Annotated in this window: 15 protein-coding genes; 5 read left to right on the top strand and 10 right to left on the bottom strand. The window is 71.8% G+C overall.

Going from position 1 to position 22,083, the window contains the following annotated elements; all coding sequences use genetic code 11:
- Positions 1–2: 2 nt before the first annotated feature.
- The 6 genes from ACIPWY_RS00765 to ACIPWY_RS00790 all read right to left on the bottom strand — a co-directional run bounded on the left by ACIPWY_RS00765 (position 3) and on the right by ACIPWY_RS00790 (position 7,914).
- Positions 3–371, bottom strand: a complete 369-nt coding sequence (locus ACIPWY_RS00765) for a PPOX class F420-dependent oxidoreductase (protein ID WP_362898998.1) — start codon at positions 369–371, stop codon at positions 3–5.
- A gap of 94 nt (positions 372–465) precedes the next feature.
- The gene (locus tag ACIPWY_RS00770; protein WP_393700133.1) at positions 466–1,902 is read right to left on the bottom strand and encodes an amidase; all 1,437 of its coding nucleotides are present in this window, start codon (positions 1,900–1,902) and stop codon (positions 466–468) included.
- Positions 1,899–3,593 carry an MFS transporter gene (locus ACIPWY_RS00775; RefSeq protein WP_401531984.1) on the bottom strand — a complete coding sequence of 565 codons (1,695 nt, stop codon included), beginning with the start codon at positions 3,591–3,593 and terminating at the stop codon, positions 1,899–1,901. The genes ACIPWY_RS00770 and ACIPWY_RS00775 overlap by 4 nt, the downstream gene beginning before the upstream one ends.
- A 174-nt stretch (positions 3,594–3,767) precedes the next feature.
- A complete protein-coding gene (locus tag ACIPWY_RS00780) occupies positions 3,768–6,104 on the bottom strand; it encodes a glycosyl hydrolase family 95 catalytic domain-containing protein (protein ID WP_393700129.1) in 2,337 nt (778 codons plus the stop codon).
- Between the two features lie 153 nt (positions 6,105–6,257).
- Positions 6,258–6,740, bottom strand: coding sequence for a DUF456 domain-containing protein (locus tag ACIPWY_RS00785; RefSeq protein WP_362898990.1), 483 nt, complete (start codon positions 6,738–6,740; stop codon positions 6,258–6,260).
- A 148-nt stretch (positions 6,741–6,888) separates the two neighbouring features.
- A complete protein-coding gene (locus ACIPWY_RS00790) occupies positions 6,889–7,914 on the bottom strand; it encodes a winged helix-turn-helix transcriptional regulator (protein WP_362898989.1) in 1,026 nt (341 codons plus the stop codon).
- A gap of 198 nt (positions 7,915–8,112) precedes the next feature.
- Between ACIPWY_RS00790 and ACIPWY_RS00795 the strand changes: the two genes are divergently transcribed.
- The 4 genes from ACIPWY_RS00795 to ACIPWY_RS00810 all read left to right on the top strand — a co-directional run bounded on the left by ACIPWY_RS00795 (position 8,113) and on the right by ACIPWY_RS00810 (position 15,979).
- Positions 8,113–11,859 (top strand): S8 family peptidase, encoded by a 3,747-nt coding sequence (locus ACIPWY_RS00795; RefSeq protein ID WP_401531985.1) that lies wholly within the window; start codon positions 8,113–8,115, stop codon positions 11,857–11,859.
- Between the two features lie 190 nt (positions 11,860–12,049).
- On the top strand, positions 12,050–13,465 hold the full coding sequence (locus tag ACIPWY_RS00800; protein ID WP_401531986.1) for a protein phosphatase 2C domain-containing protein: 1,416 nt from the start codon (positions 12,050–12,052) through the stop codon (positions 13,463–13,465).
- A 105-nt stretch (positions 13,466–13,570) separates the two neighbouring features.
- Positions 13,571–15,316, top strand: a complete 1,746-nt coding sequence (locus tag ACIPWY_RS00805) for a pyruvate dehydrogenase (RefSeq protein WP_401531987.1) — start codon at positions 13,571–13,573, stop codon at positions 15,314–15,316.
- 297 nt (positions 15,317–15,613) lie between these two features.
- Positions 15,614–15,979 carry an ATP-binding protein gene (locus tag ACIPWY_RS00810; RefSeq protein ID WP_362898982.1) on the top strand — a complete coding sequence of 122 codons (366 nt, stop codon included), beginning with the start codon at positions 15,614–15,616 and terminating at the stop codon, positions 15,977–15,979.
- A gap of 68 nt (positions 15,980–16,047) precedes the next feature.
- Here the strand turns inward: ACIPWY_RS00810 and ACIPWY_RS00815 are convergent, their stop codons facing one another.
- Both ACIPWY_RS00815 and ACIPWY_RS00820 read right to left on the bottom strand, forming a co-directional pair.
- A complete protein-coding gene (locus ACIPWY_RS00815) occupies positions 16,048–17,127 on the bottom strand; it encodes a DUF2637 domain-containing protein (protein ID WP_393700121.1) in 1,080 nt (359 codons plus the stop codon).
- 216 nt (positions 17,128–17,343) lie between these two features.
- Positions 17,344–18,189, bottom strand: coding sequence for a (2Fe-2S)-binding protein (locus ACIPWY_RS00820; RefSeq protein ID WP_362898979.1), 846 nt, complete (start codon positions 18,187–18,189; stop codon positions 17,344–17,346).
- A gap of 168 nt (positions 18,190–18,357) precedes the next feature.
- On the opposite strand from ACIPWY_RS00820, the gene ACIPWY_RS00825 reads away from it, so the two are divergent.
- Positions 18,358–19,131, top strand: a complete 774-nt coding sequence (locus tag ACIPWY_RS00825) for a GntR family transcriptional regulator (RefSeq protein WP_393700118.1) — start codon at positions 18,358–18,360, stop codon at positions 19,129–19,131.
- Positions 19,132–19,175: 44 nt separating this feature from the next.
- Here ACIPWY_RS00825 and ACIPWY_RS00830 read toward each other — a convergent pair whose 3' ends face one another.
- Both ACIPWY_RS00830 and ACIPWY_RS00835 read right to left on the bottom strand, forming a co-directional pair.
- A complete protein-coding gene (locus ACIPWY_RS00830; RefSeq protein ID WP_362898977.1) occupies positions 19,176–19,952 on the bottom strand; it encodes a hypothetical protein in 777 nt (258 codons plus the stop codon).
- Positions 19,953–20,101: 149 nt separating this feature from the next.
- The gene (locus ACIPWY_RS00835) at positions 20,102–21,778 is read right to left on the bottom strand and encodes a PucR family transcriptional regulator ligand-binding domain-containing protein (RefSeq protein WP_362898975.1); all 1,677 of its coding nucleotides are present in this window, start codon (positions 21,776–21,778) and stop codon (positions 20,102–20,104) included.
- Positions 21,779–22,083: the final 305 nt, after the last annotated feature.

Raw genomic sequence — 22,083 nt, forward strand, 5'->3', positions numbered from 1 at the left:
GTCTAGTCGTCGAGCCCCCAGCTGTGGATCTTGCGCGGGTGGATGCGGATGAGTTCCTCGCTGAAGTGCGCGCCCAGCTGGTGCGGGCCGGTGAGGAGTTCCGCCTCGCCCCGGATGTCGACGCCCCGCACCTTCCACGGCTTGAGGCTCACGATGTCGTCGACGACGAGCGCGACCTTCGGGTTCGCTTGGAGGTTGCGCCACTTCTTCGTTCTCCCGAGCGTGTATCCGCCGACCAGAATCGTGCCGTCGTCCTGCGGGAAGAACCCCACCGGGTTCGCCTGCGGCTGGCCCTTCGGGTCGACGGTGGCCAGCCGTCCCAGGCGCTGGGACTTCAGATACGTGAGCTCGGCCTCGCTGAATTCGGTCATGCCTCAGCCAAGCACGATCGCCTCCGTCAGGCATCGGGCCCCGGTCCTAGGGCCGTTGCCCGATGCCTGACGGAGGCCAGGACCCGATGCGTCCCTAGGGCTGGGCGAGGAGACGCGTGTACCTGTCGTGCCAGGGGTGCGCCTCCTCCAGCTGTGCGCTCAGGGCGATCAGCGTCGCCTCGTCGGCTGGGCGGCCCACCAGGGAGACACCCACGGGGATACCGCCCTCCGGCGTCCAGTACAGGGGGACGTTGACCGCCGGCTGGCCCGTCATGTTGTACGGGCTGGTGAACGCGCTGAACGCGCTCTGCCGGCGGAGGTTGTCGAGCGGGTCGCCGGACTCGTCGAAGAACTCGACCGGCTGCGGCAGCGTCGCCAGCGTCGGGGTGAGCACGACGTCGTAGCCGGACGTCGCCCGTACCGCACGCCGTGCGGCGCGCTGCATCCCGGTGATCGCCGCCGCGAGCTGCTCGCCGCTGACACCTCGCCCGAACTCGCGCCAGGCCCGGGTCACCGGCCGCAGCAGCTCCTCGGCCTCGGGGTCGAGGGCGTGTCCGAGCGACTGCACCCCCCACGCCGTCACGAAGTGGCCGCTGATCTCGGGACCGAACGGCGTCGGGATGTCCTCCACGACGTGCCCGAGATCCTCCAGGAGTCGCGAGGCGTGCTCCCAGGCGGCCAGACACGCGGGGTCCACCGTCACGTCCTCGGCGGCGGGCCGCGCGTACCGGCCGATGCGCAGCCGCCCGGGGGAGCGCTCGGCGTGGGAGAGGAACGTCTCGCCCGGCGGGAGCGGCGGCGCCCAGTGCGGGTCGCCCTGCTCGGGCCCCGCCAGCGCGTCGAGCAGCGCCGCCGCATCGCGCACGCTGCGCGCCAACGGACCTTGTACGGCAAGGCCGTTGACCTCGATCCCGCCGGGACCCGAGCTGACCCGGCCCCGCGACGGCTTGATGCCGAACAGGCCGCAGACGCTCGCCGGGATCCGGATGGAGCCACCCCCGTCGCTGGCGTGGGCGACCGGCACGAGGCCCAGCGCCACGGCCACCGCGGCGCCGCCGCTGGATCCCCCGGCGGACAGGGCCGGGTCCCACGGATTGCGGGCCGGACCCGCCAGATCGTTGTCGGTGTAGCAGCAGCAGCCGAACTCAGGGGTGTTGGTCTTGCCGAGGCTGATCGTGCCGGCCTCACGCAGCCGGGTCACGCTGTAGGCATCGGCCTCCGGCGCATGGCCGGCGAAGGCCTTGGACCCGTACGTGGTGCGCACACCGGCCGTGTCGACCAGGTCCTTGACCGCCGTCGGTACGCCGAACAGCGGTGGCAGCTCCCCGTCCGCGCGCCGCTGCTGCGCGGCCGCCGCCTCGACCAGGGCGGCGTCGGGCGTCACGGTCACGAAGGCGCCGAACCGCTCGTCGTAGCGCTCCACCCGGTCCAGGTGATGCCGTACGAGTTCCACCGGGCCGACCTCGCCCTTGCGGACGGCGGCGGCCTGTTCGAGCGCGCCGAGTGCGTGCAGCTGGGTCGGGGCGGTCATGCGGTGCTCTCCTTCAGTTCGGCCACCTGCCGGGCCACCAGTGCCTCGTGCTCCTCGACGTCGCGGCGTGCGTCGCGCGGCCGCCACCTGCCCGTCATCACGAAAATGAACGGCAGGAACAGGACCTGCCCGCCGAGACACACCCACCACCAGGTCTGCCACGCGTGCGCGTTGTCCGCGCTCGCCCGCTGCACCTCGGGCCCGTGCTCGCGCAGGATCTTCAGCTGCGGCGCCGCCTTCTGCACGGTCTTCAGCCCTTCGGCGCCCACTTCCTTCTGTGCCTGGGCGAGCAGCGGGGCGGGCACCTTGTCCGGTGCGTAGGAGCCGAGTTCGGCGAAGAGCTTCGGGTGGGCCTTCGTGATGGCGAGGGCCGGAGCCGCCTGCACCGATGCCGCCTCGACCTCCGCGCCGTGCTCGATCAGCGGGGTCACGGTGCTGACCACGAGCGGCACGAAGGCGGCGGACAGGGCGACCGTGATCCGCACGATCCAGCCCCACACGGCGAGACCCGTGGCGGTGGCCGCCGGATTGTGCCGCTCGACCGTCTCCGTGAAGCTCGCCATCCACGGCGAGTAGGCGATACCGCTGGTCACCCCGATCCCGGCCACGATGAACGCGAACGTGTAGTAGCCGGTGTGCGGTTGGGTGGCGTGCAGGGTGAACGCCAGCGTGAAGCCGATGGACCCGAGCGCGCCGAGCAGCATGAAGGGCTTGCGTACGCGCAGGCGGTCGGAGAAGAGGCCGGCCAGGACCAGCGAGACCGCGTTCGCTCCCCAGTACCAGTTCAGCAGGGCGTTGGCGCGCTGCGGGGTGTACCCGAAGTTCGTGGCGAAGTAGAGCACGAAGTTGCCGACGGCGGCGAAGTACAGCAGGAGGTAGACGCTGATGGCGACGGCGGAGCCGATGACGTCGAGGCGGAGCATCTGCCGCCACTGACCGCGCAGCACCGCCTCGGTGTCCATCCCCTTGGCCCGCGCCTCGACCAGCGCCCGGTCGCGCAGGCTCACCATGATCTGGTCACGCAGCGCCGGGGCGAGCTCGCGCAGACCGAACAGCGCGACGACGAACACGACGAGGCCGCTGATGCCCGAGAAGCGGATCTCGTCCTGCCAGGTGGTCGCGCCGCTGAAGGTGCGGGAGGTGACGGCGGTGACCACGAGGCTTCCGATGATCGGCCCCATCGTCCAGTAGCCCATGGCCGAGGCCCGGCCGAGCTGCGGAGAGAAGTCCCTGATGAGCGCCGGGGTGGCGACCAGGATCATGCCCTCGACGAGCGCCACGGCCGAGTAGATGACCAGATAGCTGGCCTTGCCCGGCGCGTTGGGCAGGGCGAACGTGGTGAGCAGGCCGACCACCAGCAGGCCGTAGACCACGATGTTCGCCCGGCCCCACCGGTCGGCGAGACCGGCCACCAGGGACGAGAAGGCACCCACCGCGTTGGCGGCCACCGATATGTACACGAAGTACAGGAACGTCATGTGGTAGTGGCTGATGATGGCTGTCGACACCGCGTACTGGATGTACAGCTGGTAGTAGAGAACGATCGTCGCGAGCACGACGATTCCCAAGTACCAGTACCGGGGGCCGCTTTCGGGGTAGCGGTCGAGCCGTCTGTTGCCGAGGCCGTTCAGTGCTGAGGGGAACGGCGGGCTGGTGCGCCGCGCCGTGTCCGTCGGTGACGAAACCGACATCATGCCTCCCTGGTGTCGAGACACACGCCAGCGCGTGCTGGTCGGGGACGTTAATACCGTCCGGTCGGTATCTCATAGGGGTGGGACAGGGATTTGTGATCCCGTTATGAAGGCAGTGCATGGCCCGGTCCTGCCCGGCAGCGGGCAGGACCGGGCCATGGGCGACGGGTCACGTCAGGCGGGCAGTCCCCAGCGCGCGGCGGGCGCGTTCGGTGTGACCGGACCGACGCTCAGGTCGGGGTGGTCGCCCTTCGCCGTGACGAGCGCCGTGTCGCCCTTGCGCAGGGTGATCCGCATCGCGCCGTCGCCCGCGTCCGCGTAGGGGAGTGGCCGGCCCCGCCCGTCGCGTACGTCGACCGCGCCCGCGATGCCGTGCCGCACCACGCACGGTGCGCCCGCCTCGCTCATGAGCCGCACCCAGCGCGTCGTGCCGCCCTCGCGCACCGCGCTCAGCAGAAAGGCGCCCTGCGTACGGAAGTTGTGGACGGCGAGGTCCTGCCACGCGGCGGGCAGCGCGGGGAAGACGCGGACCACGCCGCCCCAGGACTGGCACACCATGTCGTGCAGGGACTGGGCGGCCGACAGCGGCGTCTCGATGACGGGGCCCGACTCCTTGTACATGGTGTTGGCCTGGATGAAGCGGGACATGAGCTGGCCCAGGTACTTCAGCGCGTCCTCGCCCTTGCCCAGCAGCGCCGACATCGAGGACGCGCCCGTGAACGTATAGCCCTGGAGGGCTCCTTCGAAGCCGACCCAGTGTGCCAACGACTTCTCGATCAGGGCGAGTTCGTCGGGCGTGCGGCCGGTCAGCTCGTACAGCGGGTACACGGCGAGCATGTGCGAGTAGTGGCGGTGGGACTTCGCGAAGGGGATGTCCGCGCCGATCATGAACCCGTTGGCGTCGGTGGGGTACGGGGTGCGCCTGGCGAGGACCTCGCGCCAGCGTGGCGCCAACTCGTCGTCGATGCGGAGGAGTTCGGCCGAATCGAGAAGCGTGCGGCAGCCCCATGTCAGAAGCATCAGGTCGTAGTTGCAGTCGCGGGTGTTGCCGCCGTACTCCGGGGAGAACGTCGCGGGCAGGTGCAGCTTGCCGTCGGCTCCCGGCTCCAGGAAGTGCAGGTAATAGTTGATCGCCTTGCGCAGCAGCGGGAAGAGGACGTCGCGCAGGATCTTCTCGTCCATGGTGTGGCGATAGCTCAGCCACACGTTGTGCAGCGCCCAGGTGAGGTTGCCGACCTCGGGTGTCGGGGTGTCCTGGCCGGGGACGCCGACGCCGTAGCCCTGCGCGTTGCTCGTCGCGCCGCCGTTGACGAGCTGTATGTCCGTGGTGCGCGGGATGCCGAGCGAGTCCGCGCGGTACGGAGCGGCCACCTCGGCCGTGAGGTTGTCCCGGAACTCACCCAACGCCCTTGTGACGGCGTCGAGTTCGAGGTGGTTCGAGCCGTGGATCAGCCAGTGCTCCAGCTGCACGTTGAGGTTCCACCAGGTCGCGGGCCACGGAGTCGGCTCCAGCCAGGGGCCGCTGGTGGCCATCACGGGGGCGTCCCTGCGGGCGGCCGACGCCGTCTTGTAGAGCTGGATCCAGTAGAAGCGCTGGATGCGCGCGTCGGGGACGGACAGGAAACTCTTGCGGTAGTAGGCGTGCCACCAGGCGCGATGGGTCACGGCGAGGGCGTCGTACGGAAGCCCGGACGCGGCCCGCACCGCCCGGACGGCCCGGTCGCGGGCGGTGGACTTCGGGAAGGAGTGCGCCACGTTCACGTACAGCGTCCGCCGCTCGCCCCGGGTGCGCTCGCGCCAGGCGGTGACGTACTGGCCGCCGGACAGGAGCGGCTGGACGGAGGCGGAGACACCGTCGTACTCGCCGTGCTCTGCGGGCGGATTGGCCACGTAGCCGGCCGGGATCGGCTGGAACGCGGCGCGCGGGCTGATGGACGCCGCCGGGTGGAAGACCCACGCGAAGCCGCGCTCGCCCTCGGACGGGGTGACCTCGACGGCGAGGACGGAGAGCGCGTTGGTGACCTGGGCGCGGATGGTGAGCGTGCCCTTGTCGGTGGTGAGGGTGCCGGTCAGCTCCGCGTCACGCAGGCGCAGGCGCCAGTCGAGGCCGGTGACGGTGCCGACGGGTTCGAGCGTGAAGTAGCCGATGGGCAGCCGCGCCAGACCGAACAGGGAGCCGAACTCCGGGCGGTGGTCCTGGACCTCGGAGTGCTGGACGTTGAAGCGGATCGCGTTCTTCCCGGGCTCCTGGTAGATCCCCGAGCCGAGAAAGCCGTTGCCCAGGTACGGGCCCTCGTACCAGGTCGTCGGCATCTTCTGCCAGACGAGGTCGGCGTCGTCGAGGACGGTGCGCCAGGCGTCCTCGGAGGGGGCGCTCGCGGGGGTGACCGTGGCCTCGGCGGGAGTGTCGGAGGTGGCGGCGGTGGCCTGCGCCGGCAGCCCGCCCGCGAGCGCGGCCCCGGCGAGGGTGGATCCGGTGGCGAGCACGGTCCTTCTGGACGGTCTTGGCATGGCGCGGCCTCCACGTGTCGAAGCAGACGTCGATTCATCGGAGCTATCCCTCGCGGAAAGCTAGAGATGTGACGAGAGCCCGTCAATATGCCGGGAGAGATCCGATGTGACTCGCGCTACGTAGATGCTGTACGTGTACATGAACCGGAACGCCTAGCCCCAGATCACGGCCCCGATCCACGCGCCCACGATGATCAGACAGGCGAAGAGTTCGGCCAGGACGCTGGAGCCGCCGGCGCGCATCGCGGTCCGGGTCGAGGCGACCGCGTCGCCGTGCCGGCCGAGGCGCAGCCGCTCGCAGAGGTAGACACCTCCGATGAACCCCGGGATCGATCCGATCACCGGGATCAGGCAGAAACCGACGAGTGCTCCGCCGCCCGCCCAAATCGCGGTGCGCCGCGTGGCCCCGCTCTCGCGCAGCCGGCGCGGCGGCAACTGCCAGCGAAGGACCTGGGCGGCGAGCAGGACGGCGGTGGCGCCGACCAGAACACCCCAGGCCAGCCCGCCGGGGTCCTGGAGAGACCACACGAGGACCCCGGCCCACACGAGCCACGACCCGGGCACCCCCGGCACGAGCACCCCGCACAGGCCGAGCAGCATCACCACTCCCACCAGCAGGAGTTCCCACGCGCCCATCTGCCAAGAGTGCCGGACAACGCCAGAACCCGCAGATCGCAGAGGTTCACGCTTAGGGTCTCTCGTTTGGATCATGCCGGGCTCGCGGGGTCTGGCCTGATCCGAACGAGAGACCCTAGCCGCCACCGACGGCTTCCGGCCACGGAACTCAGCCCTGTGCGATGTCCTCCCCGCGGGCCTTCGCCGGAACGTCCCGCGCCACCCAGCCCCGCTCGTACGCATGCCAGCCCAGTTGGAGGCGCGTCGTCACGCCGGCCAGCTCCATCAGGCGTTTCACCCGCCGCTGGACCGTGCGAAGCCCCAGGTCGAGCTGCTTGGCGACGCTCGCGTCCGTGAGTCCGGCCAGCAGAAGGGAGAGGATCTCCAGGTCCGTGCCGTCCGGGCCGTCCGGCTCCTGCTCGGTGATCCCGCGGCCGCTCTCGCCGAGCCGCAGCGGCAGCGCGTCCCGCCAGACCGCCTCGAACAGGCCGGACAGCGACTCCAGAAGTCCGCTCGCGTGCACGACGAGCGCCGCGGGCTCCGCCGTGCGCGAGGTCAGCGGCACCATCGCGAGCGCCCCGTCGGCGATCACCAGCTTCGTCGGCACCCGGTCCACGACCCGTACCTGCTCGTCCCGCCCGATCGCGGCCGACAGCTCCGTCAGCCCCGTCGGCATCGAAAGCACCTCGCGCTCCACCACGACCCGGTACGCGACACCCCGGCCGGTGGCCTGCTCCTCCGCCTCGTTGTCCATCCCCGAGACGGCGACCGGATTGCCGGTGACCAGCGCGCACACCTCGTCCGTCGCGCCCAGCTGAAGCTGGAGGAACCGCTGCGCGACGGCCGCGGCGCCCGTGACCACCTCGACCAGGTCGTGCACGGCCGGCTCCGCGGCCTGCGCCCGGTACTCCTCCGCGAGGAGCGCCGCCGCAAGCTCCGCCTTCTCCAGCTCGTGCCGCTGCTGCGTCAGGAGCGCGCCGAGCGCGACGCCCGGCGGGGCCGCGACCCAGCGCCCCGGCCGCGCGGACGACTGCGCCGCGAGCCCGTGCCGCTCCAGCCGGCGCAGCGCGTGCTCGGTCTCGTACTCGGCCAGGGCGAGCCGCCCCGCGAGATCCGGCACGTCGGCCGCGCCCAGCGACACGAGCGCGCGGTACGCGCTCTCGTGCATCTCGTCCAGACCTATCGCACCCAGCATGCGGCGATGCCCCTCCCCGAGCCTCGGTTGCGGCGGCGCCGTGGCGGGAAACAGCCACGGCGCAAACCCGCCGCGCCCCATCTTCCCCGCACCGTCGCTCTCTCTGCCAATGTGGCGCCACCGCAGCACCAACATTCGCCGGGAATACGGTCTTTGCGCCGTATTCACCTGCGCTTTCACCTGGGGAGAGGGAGAGCGATGCGCGCGATATCGCGTACGGCCTCGGTGACGGCGACCGCCGTCGTCCTGGTCGTCACCGCGGCCCTGCCGACCGTGGCCGAACCACGGGGGGACGCCAAGAGACCGCTCGTCGGCAGTGAGGCGGCCGCGAAGGAGGCTGCGGGCTCCGTCGTCACCCTCGTCACGGGCGACCGGATCCTGGTGACCAAGGACGGCTCGGGCCGCAGCGCGGCGACCGCGCTCCCCGGCGAGGACGGCACTGCTCCGCTCGTACAGACGCGGACGTCCGGCCAGGACCTCTACGTCTACCCCGCGGGCGCCGTCAAGGCGATCGCCGACGACCGCGTCGACGAGGAGCTCTTCAACGTCACGGGCCTCGTCCGCCAGGGCTACGACGACGCGCACAGCAAGTCGCTGCCGCTCATCGCGGTCTACGACAAGTCCGTCGACGTCGCCCGCAGCGCGCCCGCCGCCCCGCGCGGCGCCGAGCGCGGCCTCGTGCTCGACCCCGTCGACGGTGTGGCGCTGAAGGCCGACAAGAAGAAGGCCACCGACTTCTGGGCGGACGTCACCAACACCCGCTCCCGCGCCGCCGGTTCCCTCAAGAAACTCTGGCTCGACGAGAAGGTGCAGGCCTCCCTCGACCGGTCGACGAAGCAGGTGCACGCCCCCGAGGCGTGGGCCGCGGGTTACGACGGCAAGGGCACCAAGGTCGCCGTCCTCGACACCGGTGTCGACACCGACCACCCCGACCTCAAGGGGCGTGTCGCCGAGTCGAAGAACTTCACCGACTCCGAGGACGCGGGCGACCACCAGGGCCACGGCACCCACACCACGTCCACCGTCGGCGGCACCGGCGCGGCGAGCGACGGCAAGAAGCGCGGCGTCGCCCCCGGCACTTCGCTCCTCAACGGCAAGGTCCTCAACGACTCCGGCTCCGGCGCCACTTCGTGGATCATCGCCGGCATGCAGTGGGCCGTCGACCAGGGCGCCGACGTCGTCTCCATGAGTCTCGGCAACCCCGCGCAGACCGACTGCACCGACCCGATGGCCACCGCCACCGAGGAACTCGCGCAGTCCTCGAAGAACACGCTCTTCGTCATCGCGGCGGGCAACACCGGCCCCGGCAACAACACCGTCTCCTCGCCCGGCTGCGCCCCGAGCGTCCTGACCGTCGGCGCCGTCGACCGCGACGACTCCACCGCGAGTTTCTCCAGCCGCGGCCCGGCCTACGGCTCGCACACCCTCAAGCCCGAGATCACCGCACCCGGCGTCGACATCTCGGCCGCCGCCGCGGGCGGCCGGGGCGTCTACGCGTACCAGTCCATGAGCGGTACGTCGATGGCGACCCCGCACGTCGCGGGCGCCGCCGCCATCGTCAAGCAGCGCCACCCCGACTGGAGCGCCCAGCAGATCAAGTCGGCCCTCGTGTCCTCCGCGGACGCGGACATCCCGGGCGACGTGCGCGAGACCGGCGGCGGCCGCCTCGACGTGAAGGCCGCGATCGACGAGAAGGTGCTCGGCGCGAGTGCCGTCCAGGGCGGCAGCTTCAACTGGCCGCAGGACAGCAGCGACCGCACCACCGTCGACGTGCCGTACACCAACACCACTGACAAGCCGGTGCGGTTGAGCCTGGACGTCGAGGGCGTCACCGGCAACGACGGCTCCGCGGTCCGCTCCTCGGTCGCGAAGCTCGGCGAGCACACGGTCACCGTCCCCGCGGGCGCCACTGTCAAGGTCCCTCTGAAGCTCGACCCCACGGCCTCGCTCAAGGCGGCCCAGTACGGCGACGTCACCGGCCGCGTCCTCGCCACCGCCGACGGGGTCAGCGTCTCCACCCCCTTCTCGCTGTACGTGCAGCCCGAGACGGTCACCCTCCGCGTCAAGCTCGTCGACCGCTCCGGCAAGCCCGCCGCCGGGCAGTCGTCCGTCGACCTGATCGGCACCGACGACGCCAGCGGCGAGCGCCGCTTCAACGAGGGCGCGACCGACCAGACGTACCAGGTGCGTCCCGGCCGCTACTTCCTCTCCGGATTCGTCGGCACGCCCGACACCGAGGGCGATCTCCTCAACTCCCTTTCCTACCTGGCCCGTCCGCAGCTCGAGGTCAAGAAGGACACCACCGTCGTCCTCGACGCGCGCAAGGCGAACCGGCTCACGGTGAAGACCGACCGGGCCTCCGAGTCGCGCGGCGTCACCCTCGGGTTCGCCCGCAGCTGGGACGACACCTGGCTGCACGCGGGCACCGCGTCCGGCGGCCGCTCCGTCGCCGGCTACTACGCCGACGTCGAGGGCCGGGCCACCGACGGCACCTTCGAGTTCGACAGCCTCTGGCGCGCGGCGGCCCCGCTGCTCTCCGACTTCGGCGTCGAAGACGGCCCCGCGCTGCACGCGGTGGCCGGGGCGACGAACTCCGCGAACCTCGACGGCTCCGGCAAGGCCCAGGTCGTCGACGCCAAGTCCGGTACGGCCGCCGAACTCGCCGCGGCCGGGGTCAAGGGCAAGATCGCTCTGGTTCAGCTCCCCGACGACGGCGCGGCCGCGGCCGTGGCCAAGGCGGCCAAGGACGCCGGAGCCACCGCCGTCCTCGCCCACCGCTCGAACCCGGGCCGCTTCTATCCGTCCGTCGGCTTCGTCGGCGGCCCCCTGCCCGTCATCGGCATCCCGTCCGACGAGGCCGCCGACCTGCTCACCCGGATCGGCGCCGGCGAAGTGACCCTCCACTGGAAGGGCACGGCGAAGAGCCCGTACCTCTACAACCTGGCCTTCCCCGAGAGCGGCCCGGTGCGGAGCGCGCGCACCTACACCGTCCACGACCGCGACCTCGCCGAGAACAAGGCGACGTACCGGGCGATGGGTACGCCCACCGACTACGTGGACATCCCCAGCGTCACGCGCCCCAGCGGACTCTCGGCCTACTTCGGCGAGTTCGAGACGGTCGCGGCGCCCTCGCGGCGCACGGAGCTCTACTCGCCCGGCACCACCGGCTTCGGCCACCAGGTCTCCAGCAGCTTCCCCTGGGGCGAGTTCATGATCGACCCGGTGCGCACCTACAAGAAGGGCGAGCACCGCACCGAGGAGTGGTACGGCGGCGTGCTCGCGCCCACCACGCCCCTCGACGAGGCGGGCAAGCCGGCGCTCGCCGCCGAGCGTCAGGGCAACCTGATCGGCGTCGCGCCCGGCTTCTGGGGCGACAGTGAACACCTGGGCGTCCAGGGCAGCTTCGGAGATTTCGGCGGCATGGAGCTGAAGCGCGACGGCGAGGTCATCGGGGAGAACGGCTGGCCGTTCGGTGTGTTCGACGTCCCGGCCGACGACTCGTCGTACGACCTGACGCTCAACACGTTCAAGCAGAGTTTCGGCGCCTGGAACCGCTCCACGCAGACGGCGACGACCTGGTCGTTCCGCTCGCACCTCGAGGAGAACGTCTACTCGCAGGGGATCCCGCTGCTCTTCCCGCACTACGCCCTTCCGCAGGACGACCTCAAGACGCTGCCCGCCACGGACGGCCAGCGGATCACGCTCACCGCGACCGGCCACGCCGGCTACACGCCCGGCAAGATCACCTCGGCCGAGCTGTCGTACTCCTACGACGGCGGCACCACGTGGACGAAGGCGCCGACCGGTGAGCGTGACGGCAAGTGGAGCGCGACCGTGAACCACGCGGGCGCCGCCGGCAAGCAGGTCACCCTGAAGGCGCAACTGACCGACTCCAAGGGAAACTCGGTCACGCAGACGGTGACGCGCGCCTACGACGTGCGCTGATCACCGAACGAGCCGGTCCGCCGGGCGTCCTTCCCGTGGGGGGTGGGGTCGTCCGGCGGACCTTTTCCGCTTCAGGCGTCGCTTCAGAATTCGCTTCAAGGTTCGACTTCAAGACGGGTCATTTGGGGCCATTTCTGGTCGTTTTCGTGTGTCCCGTTTTCGTACGGCCCCTGCGGTGGACAATAAGGGCATGAGCCAGCAGGGGGAGAGGCACTCCGGCCGACACGGGCAAGGCGACGACTGGTGGGGGGAGTTGTACGACGACTCCACCGACGACACGGGTCCGACCCCGGCCCCGGACACCCTCGACGACCGCTTCGCCTCGGCATCGGGGACGGTCTCGCCGCCGGGCCCCGAACGGGCGGAGGAGCAGGCGCCGGTCCCTGAGCCGCCGCCCGCTGTCCCGGAGCAGCGCAGGGTGCCGCCCCCGGAGCCGGGCGCCCCCTGGGAGCCCCCGACGGACGTTCCGGGACGCCCCCGGAGCTTCCCGCCCGGACCACAGCCGCCACCGTCTCCCGCCGCCCCGCCCGGCCTCCGCCCCTCCGGCACCGAGGCGCCCGCCCCGGCCGACGCCGCCCCTGACGCCGTCCCCGGCCAGGACGCGGCCGTCGCCGATGAGCCCGAGGCTCGCCCCGCACCCCCGGTGATCCCTTACGTGGGCGACGGCCCGCCCACATACGACGCCGAACCCACCGCGCTCCCACCCGCCGACCCCGACACCCTCGACGACCTCGTCGCCGACACCGTCCTGGACGGCGCCACGTACGGGACCTCCACCCTGCGCGGGGTGTCCGTACGCGGCGACTCCGCGCGGTACCGGGGCGAGCCCCGCCGCGACTGCCTGCTCACCGCCCGCTTCGGCACGGGACCCGGCGCCCTCGTCCTGGTCGCCATGGCCACCGGCGCCCGCGCCACACCCCGAGCGCACCGCGCGGCGGCCGAGGCCTGCGACTGGATCGGCCGCGCCGTCGGCCGCAGCCACGCCCGGCTGGCCGAGGACATCCGTGCCGCCCACCGGGGCGACCTCAAGTCGGGCCTGCACCGCCTGACCGACCGCAGCCTCGGCAAACTCCGGGCGAGCGCCGCCGAGCAGGGCCTCGAACCGGAGGAGTACACGGCGAGCCTGCGCTGCCTCCTGCTGCCCGCCGACCCCGACTGCCGCACCCGCGTGTTCTTCGGCGTCGGCGGGGGTGGCCTGTTCCGGCTGCGCGACGGCGAGTGGCAGGACATCGAACCGCAGGTCTCCGAGGTGTCGGGGGCCCCCGTCGTCGGCTACGGTTCGCCACCGTCCGAGACCTCCGACGGCGACCGGCTGACCATGGACCTCGGGATCACCACGCCCCCGAGCCCGTACGAGCCGGCGCCCGAGCGGCCCCGCGACCCGTTCCGCTTCCGGGCCTCCGTCGCCCGCCCGGGTGACACGCTCCTGCTGTGCACGGCGGGCCTCGCCGAGCCCCTGCGCGGCGAGCCGGAACTGTCCGGGCACCTCACGCGCCGCTGGACCAGGAGCGGCCCGCCCGGCCTCACCGCCTTCCTCGTGGACACCCAGGTACGGGTCAAGGGGTACGCGGACGACCGCACCGCCGCCGCCGTTTGGGAGGCGTAACCGCGCCCGCTGTGAATTCATGGGAAGCGAGTGTCCGGAGCGTTCGGAGTCTCCGGAGAGTCCGCAGGGTCCTCAGTACCCGGTTCATGAAGGGGCGCGTACGTCATGGCCAAGCAGAACGTCGCCGAGCAGTTCGTCGACATCCTCGTCCGCGCGGGCGTCAAGCGCATGTACGGCGTCGTCGGCGACAGCCTGAACCCGGTCGTCGACGCGATCCGCCGCAACTCCGCGATCGACTGGATCCACGTGCGGCACGAGGAGACCGCCGCCTTCGCCGCCGGGGCGGAGGCGCAGATCACCGGGAAGCTGACCTCCTGCGCCGGCTCCTGCGGCCCCGGCAATCTGCACCTCATCAACGGGCTCTACGACGCCCACCGCTCCATGGCCCCGGTCCTCGCCCTCGCCTCGCACATCCCGTCGAGCGAGATCGGCCTCGGCTACTTCCAGGAGACCCACCCCGACCGGCTCTTCCAGGAGTGCTCGCACTACAGCGAGATGATCTCCAATCCGCAGCAGATGCCGCGCGTCCTGCAGACGGCGATCCAGCACGCGGTCGGGCAGTCGGGCGTCAGCGTCGTCACCCTGCCCGGTGACGTCGCCGACCGGCCCGCCCCCGAGAAGTCGGTCTCGACGGCGATCGTCACGTCGCGGCCGACCATCCGGCCCGGCGACACCGAGATCGACCGCCTCGTCGAGATGATCGACGAGGCCGCCAAGGTCACCCTCTTCTGCGGCAGCGGCACCGCGGGCGCGCACGCCGAGGTCATGGAGTTCGCCGAGAGGATCAAGTCGCCGGTCGGGCACGCCCTGCGCGGCAAGGAATGGATCCAGTACGACAACCCGTTCGACGTCGGGATGAGCGGGCTGCTCGGGTACGGCGCCGCGTACGAGGCGACGCACGAGTGCGATCTGCTCATCCTGCTCGGCACGGACTTCCCGTACAACGCGTTCCTGCCGCAGAAGGACGTGAAGATCGTCCAGGTCGACGTGCGGCCGGAGCACCTCGGCCGGCGCTCCAAGCTGGACCTCGCGGTGTGGGGCGACGTACGCGAGACGCTGCGCTGTCTGACCCCGCGCGTGCAGGAGAAGACGAACCGGCGCTTCCTCGACAAGATGCTCAAGAAGCACGCGGACACCCTCGAAGGCGTCATCAAGGCGTACACGACGAAGGTCGAGAAGCACGTCCCGATCCACCCCGAGTACGTGGCCTCCGTACTGGACGAACTCGCCGCCGACGACGCCGTGTTCACGGTCGACACGGGCATGTGCAATGTGTGGGCGGCGCGCTACATCTCGCCGAACGGGCGCCGTCGTGTCATCGGTTCGTTCTCGCACGGCTCGATGGCGAACGCGCTGCCGATGGCGATCGGCGCCCAGTTCGTCGACCGCAAGCGCCAGGTCGTCTCGATGTCGGGCGACGGCGGGTTCTCCATGCTGATGGGCGACTTCCTGACCCTCGTCCAGTACGACCTGCCGGTGAAGGTGGTCCTCTTCAACAACTCGTCCCTGGGGATGGTCGAGCTGGAGATGCTCGTGGCCGGGCTCCCGTCGTACGGGACGACGAACAAGAACCCCGACTTCGCGGCCGTCGCGCGTGCGTGCGGCGCCTACGGGGTGCGCGTGGAGAAGCCGAAGCAGCTCGCCGGGGCGCTCAAGGACGCCTTCAAGCACAAGGGCCCGGCGCTCGTCGACATCGTCACCGACCCCAACGCCCTGTCGATCCCGCCGAGGATCAGCGCCGACATGGTGACGGGCTTCGCGCTCTCCGCCTCCAAGATCGTCCTGGACGGCGGCGTCGGCCGCATGGTGCAGATGGCCCGCTCCAACATGCGCAACGTGCCGCGTCCGTAGCCGGTACGTGTCGCCCTGCCCCCCGGGCGCCTGCCGGCGCCCGCCGGGCCACGAGTTCGTTGGTGGATGAATCCACAGGAGTGCGGACATGCGTGCGGGGCATGCATCCCCGTGTACGTGTTCGAGCGTGGTCGCAGGAGAAGGGGCAAGGTCATCGGCGTGCGGGCGGGGGTCATGAAACGGCTGGTACGAGGGCGCGTTCCCACCACGGTGGCTGGACGCTCCCCGACGGAGGAAGCGCCGGGCGGCGGGGCGGCGACAGACGGCACGAAGGGCGGCGGCGCGAAGCTCAGGCGCATGCTGGGACGGTCCGATCTGCGGGCGGTGCCCGAGGCGAGGCGCGCACTGCGCGAACTCTTGGACGAGTGGGGCCCGCCGGAAAGGTCTCAGACCGCGGAACTGCTCACCAGCGAACTGGTGACGAACGCCCTGCTGCACACCGACCATGACGCCGTCCTCACGGCCACCGTCGGGCCGAAGCGGCTCCGGGTGGAGGTCAGGGACTTCGTGGGCCGCAGGCCGAAGCTGCGCGTACCGGTCGCCGACGACGGTACGAACGGCCGGGGCCTCGTCCTGGTGCAGTCCCTCGCGGACGCCTGGGGCGTACGGGCACTGGGTGTGGGCAAGGTGGTCTGGTTCGAACTGGACGGCGGCCCCGCGTGACACCGCGGAGCCACCGCCCGTAACGGCACGCCCGCCCCGCCGGTCTCTCCCGGGACGACAGCCGAGCCCTAACCGAATTGCTGCTCGAGGTCCTTGAGCTTCTGCTCCAGTGAGTCGAGCCGCGGCAGGGCCTGGGTGTCGTCCTCCGCCGTGAGGTCGACGGTGACGGGCTTGCCGGCTTCAGGGCCGCTCCTGACGGCCTGCAGGGAGGGACGCGCGCGCAGCGGGAGCTGTTCCTGTGGTGAGGGCGGCGGGTCCTCCGATATGGCGGGCTCCGTGCCGCCCTGCCCCGCGCCGGTCCCCGCGGAGACGGCGGCCTGTACCTCCACCTGGCGCGCTGTGCGCCCGCCGAGCGTGGGGTGGCCCCGGCTGATCGCCTTGAGCTGGGCCCGCTCCAGCTTCTCGTGCTCGCGCCTGCGCAGCCTGGTCTGCTCCTTCTCGCGCTTGTCCTCGCGCACCTCGTCGACCGCCTCGTCCAGGGTGCGCACGCCTTCGAGCAGCATCAGCGACCAGGCGCCGTACGTCTCGCGGGGCGCGCGCAGCCACCGCACGATCCTGATCTGCGGCAACGGCCTTGGCACCAGGCCCTGTTCACGCAGGGCCGCGCGGCGCGTCTGCTTCAGCGCGCGGTCGAAGAGGACCGCGGCGGACAGCGACATGCCGGCGAAGAAGTGCGGGGCGCCCGCGTGGCTGATGCCGCGCGGCGCGTGCACCCAGTTGAACCAGGCGGCGGCGCCCGCGAAGGTCCACACGAGTATGCGGGAGCCGAGCGCCGCGTCGCCGTGGCTCGCCTCGCGCACCGCGAGCACGGAGCAGAACATGGCCGCTCCGTCGAGGCCGAACGGGACGAGGTACTCCCAGCCCCCGGACAGGTTCAGGTTCTGCTGGCCGAAGCCGACAAGCCCGTGGAAGGAGAGCGCGGCGGCCACGGCGGCGCAGCAGAACAGCAGCAGGTAGGACGCGGTGCCGTAGACGGCCTCCTTGCGCCTGCGGCGCTCCTCGCTGCGCTCCCACGAGTCGTCGGACGATGCGGCCGCCTTCTCCACGGCGCGCTTGCTGCGCGCGAGGACCGCCACCGCCGCCAGCAGGCCCAGGAGCAGCACGGCGCCGGGAAGCAGCCAGTCCAGCGATATGTCGGTCAGTCTCATCTGGGGTCCCTTGCGTCGCGGTAGGGCTTTTCGGCCGCCATATTGGCTCAAGGCCACCGGCCCGCAGGGAGTTTCGGGACAAGAGAACGCCATTGGAGTGCGAAGGGGCGTACTTAGTGGACGTGCGCTCGAACTCCCTTGGGGATTAGGGAAGTTGAGTTCGAATCACGTCACTCGAAAGGGTGGTTCAGCGGGAGGGGGTTGCCGTCGGCGCGCTCAGGCGGTTGCGCTCAGCCTCGCCACGCGGTCCGCGTCGCAGGTGCGGGGGCACGTCACGCAGGTGTCCTCGGGGCGCAGCGTGTAGAAGAGGCAGCAGCTCGCGCGGTCCCGCGTCGGCAGCGACTGCCCCTCGGGGCCCGTGAGTTCACGGAACGCGGCCTTGCCGACGTACGGCTTCGTCGTGCCGGGCAGCAGCAGTTCGAGCTCGCTCATCGCCCGGCGCTCCTCGCCGAGCAGATGGGCGATGTACCAGAGGCCCTCGACGATCTCGTCGGTCGCCATGCCCCACAGGGCGCGCGGGCCGCGCCGCATCCGCGGCCCGAATCCGGTGAGTACCGGACCCAGGTGGTCGGAGACGGCCGCGCGCACCTCGGCCCGCAGCGCCTCCTCGTCCGGCACCACGTGGGCGCCGGGCAGGGCGGCGGCCGGGTCGTCGGGCAGACAGGCGAAGTCGGTGACGCGTACGGCCATCCGGCCCAGGGTGCGCTGGAAGGCGACGTTCGTCACGGGCAGGCGCGGGACGCGGCGGTCCAGGAACCATGGCACCGTGACCAGCAGGCAGGCGGGCCAGGCGTAGCGGTGCAGGCCGAAGCTGGCGACGACGTCCGGGCGGGCCTGCTGCCCGTAGTCCTTGAGTACCTGCGCGTTGTCCCAGGCGAGGAACGCGTCGAGGGCGGGTCCGCCCTCCGCGAGCCGCGCGGCGGCGACCCAGCCGCTGCCCTGAGGGGGCTGCTCGGTCTCGGTGAGCTCCATGATCCGCAGGCCCGCGAACACCTCGGTCAGCCGGGTGTACGCGGGCGTGAGCGCGCTGGTGGCCACGGGGGCCGATGCGGGAAAAGGCATGCAGGGGACCACCGAATCGCGATCGTTTGCAGGTAAGCCTTACCTTACCCGAACGGTCGGGGGTTTGAACTGCGGGCCCAGCCGCCTATCGTTCTGCGTTGGACGAATACCGCGGGAATGCGGAATCGGAATCGGGAATGCGGAACACCGACGACCGGGGAGGACCGGGTGGAGCAGGCCAGGACGCGCGCCGACAGCGCCGCCTCAGGGCTGCCCGCGGGCGTTCCCGAGCAGCGCGTCACCGCCGAGTGGCACCAGGTGCCCGAGCAGACCCGGGGCGAGCACACCCACAGCGAGACCCCGCTGCCGCGCCCCCGCGTCGAGCGGACCTCCGTGCGCGGGCAGGTGCTCGACGCGCTGCGCACCGCCCTCGTCGACGGCGACCTCGTGCCCGGCGAGGTCTACTCCGCCCCCGCGCTCGGGGACGGCCTCGGCGTCTCGGCGACGCCCGTGCGTGAGGCGATGCAGCAGCTGGCCCGCGAAGGTGCCGTCGAGGTCGTGCCGAACCGCGGCTTCCGCGTCACCGAGCGCAGCGCCCGCGAGCTCGCCGAGCTGGCCGAGGTGCGGGCGCTGATCGAGGTGCCAGTCGTGCTGCGGCTCGCCCGTACGGTGCCGGTGGCCCGCTGGGCCGAGCTGCGGCCGCTCGCCGACGCGACGGCCGTCGCGGCCGCCGGCGGCGACCGTGCGCACTACGCCGAGACGGACCGCGCCTTCCACCGCGCGATGCTCGCCCTCGGCGGCAACGAACAGCTCGTACAGGTCGCGGACGACCTGCACCGCCGCTCGCAGTGGCCCCTGCCCGGCGGAGGACCGCTGTCCCGGCGCGCCGACCTGGTGGCCGACGCCGCGGAACACATGGCACTCCTGGCGGCCCTGGAGGCCCAGGACCTCACGGTGGTGCAGGCGCTGGTGCGGGAGCATTTCGCCGGGTCGGCCGACTAGGGCCTCTCGCCCCGGGCCACCTCCGAGACCGCCCCGCCCGACCCTCAGGCCGCCGCCGCCAAGTGCTCCGCCAGCCACGTGGGGACGCCGCCCAGGAGACGGAACAGGCGGGACGCCTCCGTGCGCAGGCGGGCCGCCGCCTCCGGATCGGGCTCCGCCTCCGCCAGGGACGCGAGGGCCGGGGCCGTGCCGACCAGGTAGCCGAGTTCCTCGCGGATGCGCAGCGACTCGGCGAAGCCGTGCCGTGCCTCCGTCAACTCCCCTTCGCGCAGGGCGAGTCCGGCCAGATGGCGCCAGGTGAAGGAGAGCAGCAGCGGATCGGAGTGCGCCGTCGCGCCCGCGTGGGCCCTGCGGTACGCGGCTCTGGCCGCCTGCGGCGAGTCGGACAGGTTCTCCGCCATCAGGCCGCGCCGGAAGTCGAGCAGGGGACGCCCCGGGGCGCCGGGCGGGAGCAGCGCCGCGGCCCTGCCGAGCGCGGAGCGTGCCTCGTCGGCCCGGTCCCGTACCCCCAACAGTGTTGCCGCGTAGGCGAGTTGGCCGCGCTCGCAGGCGGCGGCGCCGCGTTCGCCGTCGTTGTGGGCCAGGGCCTCCGCGGCGCGCAGCGCGTCCTCCGCGGCGGCCCAGCCCTGCTCGGTGTAGAGGCAGCGCTCCCCGAGCAGCGCGGCCCGCTGGAGCGCGGCCCGCGCGTCCGTCGCGGCGAGCCGCTCGAGCAGCGCGGCCGCGTCGGTCCAGCAGGCGCGTGAGCGCAGCCGCCATACCGCGGTCTGGAGTGGATCGTCCCCTGCAGTCGTTCCGGAACCAGACATGGCGGTATGCGCCACGTTGCCCTCCCCGAGCACACCATTGAGCCGAGCTGTCGTGCGCGCATCTCAGCACGGATGGGCGCACTCGGCCAAGGGGGTGGGTGAAAGATTTCACAATCGCATGGGGTGGCGGACGGGGTTCGAAACCCCGCTCGGGCGGCCCGAGTTCAGCTCATACGCAGGGCCAGGAAGAAGTCCAGCTTGTCCTCGAGTCGCGAAAGATCGCGGTTGGTGAGCTGTTCGATCCGTCCGACGCGATAGCGCAGCGTGTTGACGTGGAGGTGCAGACGGCTCGCGCAGCGCGTCCACGAGCCGTCGCAGTCGAGGAACGCCTCCAGGGTCGGAATGAGCTCGGCGCGGTGCTTGCGGTCGTAGTCGCGCAGGGGGTCCAGGAGGCGGGCCGTGAAGGCGCGGCGCACGTCGTCCGGGACGAACGGCAGCAGCAGGACATGGGAGGCCAGCTCCTGGTGACCCGCGGCGCACACGCGCCCCGTGCGGGCCGCGGCGACGCGCCGGGCGTGCCGGGCCTCCTCCAGGGCCCCGCGCAGCCCCTCCGCCGAGTGCACGGCGGCGCTGACGCCCAGCGTGAGCCGCCCGTCGTCCGCGAGGCCCGCCGTCAGCGGATCGCGTACGGAGTCGAGGAGCGCGTCGGCGTGCAGCCCCGCCTGCACCCCGTCGGGCTCGTCCGGCACGGCCGGCAGCGGCACCAGGGCGATGGCCTCGTCGCCGTTGTGGGCGACGGCGATGCGGTCGGACGGCTCGGGCCCGGCCGACAGGGGGTCGACGAGGATCTCCTCCAGGAGCGACTGGGCGACCGGGCCGCCCTCGATGTCGCCGCCGTCCCACTCGACCTTCGCCACGATGACCTGCCAGTGCGGCGCGGTGCCGAGGCCGGGGAGCAGCACGGGCGCGGCGACGCGCAGGCGGGCGGCGATCTCGGCGGGGGCGGCGCCCGTCTGGACCAGCTCGAGGACCTCCTGCGCGAGCCGGCGGCGCACGGTCCGGGCCGCGTCACGGCGGTCGCGCTCGACGGCGATCAGCTGGGTCACGCCCTGGAGCAGGTCGAGCCGCTCCTCGGGCCAGTCGCTCGCGTCCGCCTCGACGGCGAGCAGCCAGTCGGACAGGACCGACTCGCGCACGTCGCGGGAGGCGGGCGTCGCACCGCGGCCGGCGGTGCGGATCGGGAAGAGCGAGTACGTCGTGTTGTTCAGCGTCACCCGGTGCGGCCCGCGCCGCCCCGTGCGGGTGGCCGCCAGGTGCTCGGCCGCGAGGCGGGCGCAGACGGCGGCGGGCAGCTCGGGGCCCGCCGCGCTCGACCCGGCGATGGCCCGGCCCGCGGGGGAGAGCACCCAGGCGCGCAGGTCGAGGTCGGTGCCGAGGAGGTCCAGGACGACGTCGGGGCCGCCGCCCGCGGGGCCCGACGTCATCAGGCGACGGTGCCGGTCGACGACGGCGGCCAGGTCGCCGGCCCGCTCGCCCGAGACCTGGCGCACGACGTGCTCGGTGACCGTCGCGAAGGCGACGGACTCGTTCACCACGAACAGCGGGAGCCGATGGCGTGCGCACGCCTCGACGATGTCGTCGGGGATGTCCCCGAGCTCGGCCTCACCGGCGGCGAGCGCCGCCACGCCGGCCGTCGCGAGGATGCGTACGAACGGTTCGGAGTCCGCCGCGTCGCGACGCCAGGCGAGGCCGGTGAGGACCAGCTCGCCGCCGGAGAGGTAGCGGCTGGGGTCCCGAAGGTCCGTGGTCATCACACCGCGCACGGTGCGGTCCAGTTCGTCCTCGCCGCCGAGCAGCCTGAGGCCCAGCGCGTCTGTATCAAGTAGGGCGCGCAGCCGCATCTCGTTGCCGCCGATCTGTCTCGAAGATTGTGCTTGTCCGGGGCGGAGCCGCTCCTGCCGGCTGCCCGTGTGTCGCGTCGCGTTTCGTGCGTTTCCGGGGAGCGGTGTGGATACTGGTGCCGCCGTTTATATGAATCTACAAGATGTCCAGGCTGGCCAGCCAACTCCTTCATGGTTTCCGTGACTGACCCTGGTGGAGTAGGCCGCTGTGTACTTGGGCCACTCAAGGTAAACAGCGTATGAACGGGCCTCCGAGTCCGCGAACCCCGTGGCCAGATCCGTTCGAACGTCCGACCCGCGAGATC

The organism is Streptomyces sp. NPDC090032 (assembly GCF_044748025.1).
GTDB lineage: Bacteria > Actinomycetota > Actinomycetes > Streptomycetales > Streptomycetaceae > Streptomyces.

Coding starts and splice junctions, on each gene's coding strand:
- ACIPWY_RS00765 (WP_362898998.1), bottom strand. CDS start 371: ATGACCGAATTCAGCGAGGCCGAGCTCACGTATCTGAAGTCCCAGCGC.
- ACIPWY_RS00770 (WP_393700133.1), bottom strand. CDS start 1,902: ATGACCGCCCCGACCCAGCTGCACGCACTCGGCGCGCTCGAACAGGCC.
- ACIPWY_RS00775 (WP_401531984.1), bottom strand. CDS start 3,593: ATGTCGGTTTCGTCACCGACGGACACGGCGCGGCGCACCAGCCCGCCG.
- ACIPWY_RS00780 (WP_393700129.1), bottom strand. CDS start 6,104: ATGCCAAGACCGTCCAGAAGGACCGTGCTCGCCACCGGATCCACCCTC.
- ACIPWY_RS00785 (WP_362898990.1), bottom strand. CDS start 6,740: ATGGGCGCGTGGGAACTCCTGCTGGTGGGAGTGGTGATGCTGCTCGGC.
- ACIPWY_RS00790 (WP_362898989.1), bottom strand. CDS start 7,914: ATGCTGGGTGCGATAGGTCTGGACGAGATGCACGAGAGCGCGTACCGC.
- ACIPWY_RS00795 (WP_401531985.1), top strand. CDS start 8,113: ATGCGCGCGATATCGCGTACGGCCTCGGTGACGGCGACCGCCGTCGTC.
- ACIPWY_RS00800 (WP_401531986.1), top strand. CDS start 12,050: ATGAGCCAGCAGGGGGAGAGGCACTCCGGCCGACACGGGCAAGGCGAC.
- ACIPWY_RS00805 (WP_401531987.1), top strand. CDS start 13,571: ATGGCCAAGCAGAACGTCGCCGAGCAGTTCGTCGACATCCTCGTCCGC.
- ACIPWY_RS00810 (WP_362898982.1), top strand. CDS start 15,614: ATGCTGGGACGGTCCGATCTGCGGGCGGTGCCCGAGGCGAGGCGCGCA.
- ACIPWY_RS00815 (WP_393700121.1), bottom strand. CDS start 17,127: ATGAGACTGACCGACATATCGCTGGACTGGCTGCTTCCCGGCGCCGTG.
- ACIPWY_RS00820 (WP_362898979.1), bottom strand. CDS start 18,189: ATGCCTTTTCCCGCATCGGCCCCCGTGGCCACCAGCGCGCTCACGCCC.
- ACIPWY_RS00835 (WP_362898975.1), bottom strand. CDS start 21,778: ATGCGGCTGCGCGCCCTACTTGATACAGACGCGCTGGGCCTCAGGCTG.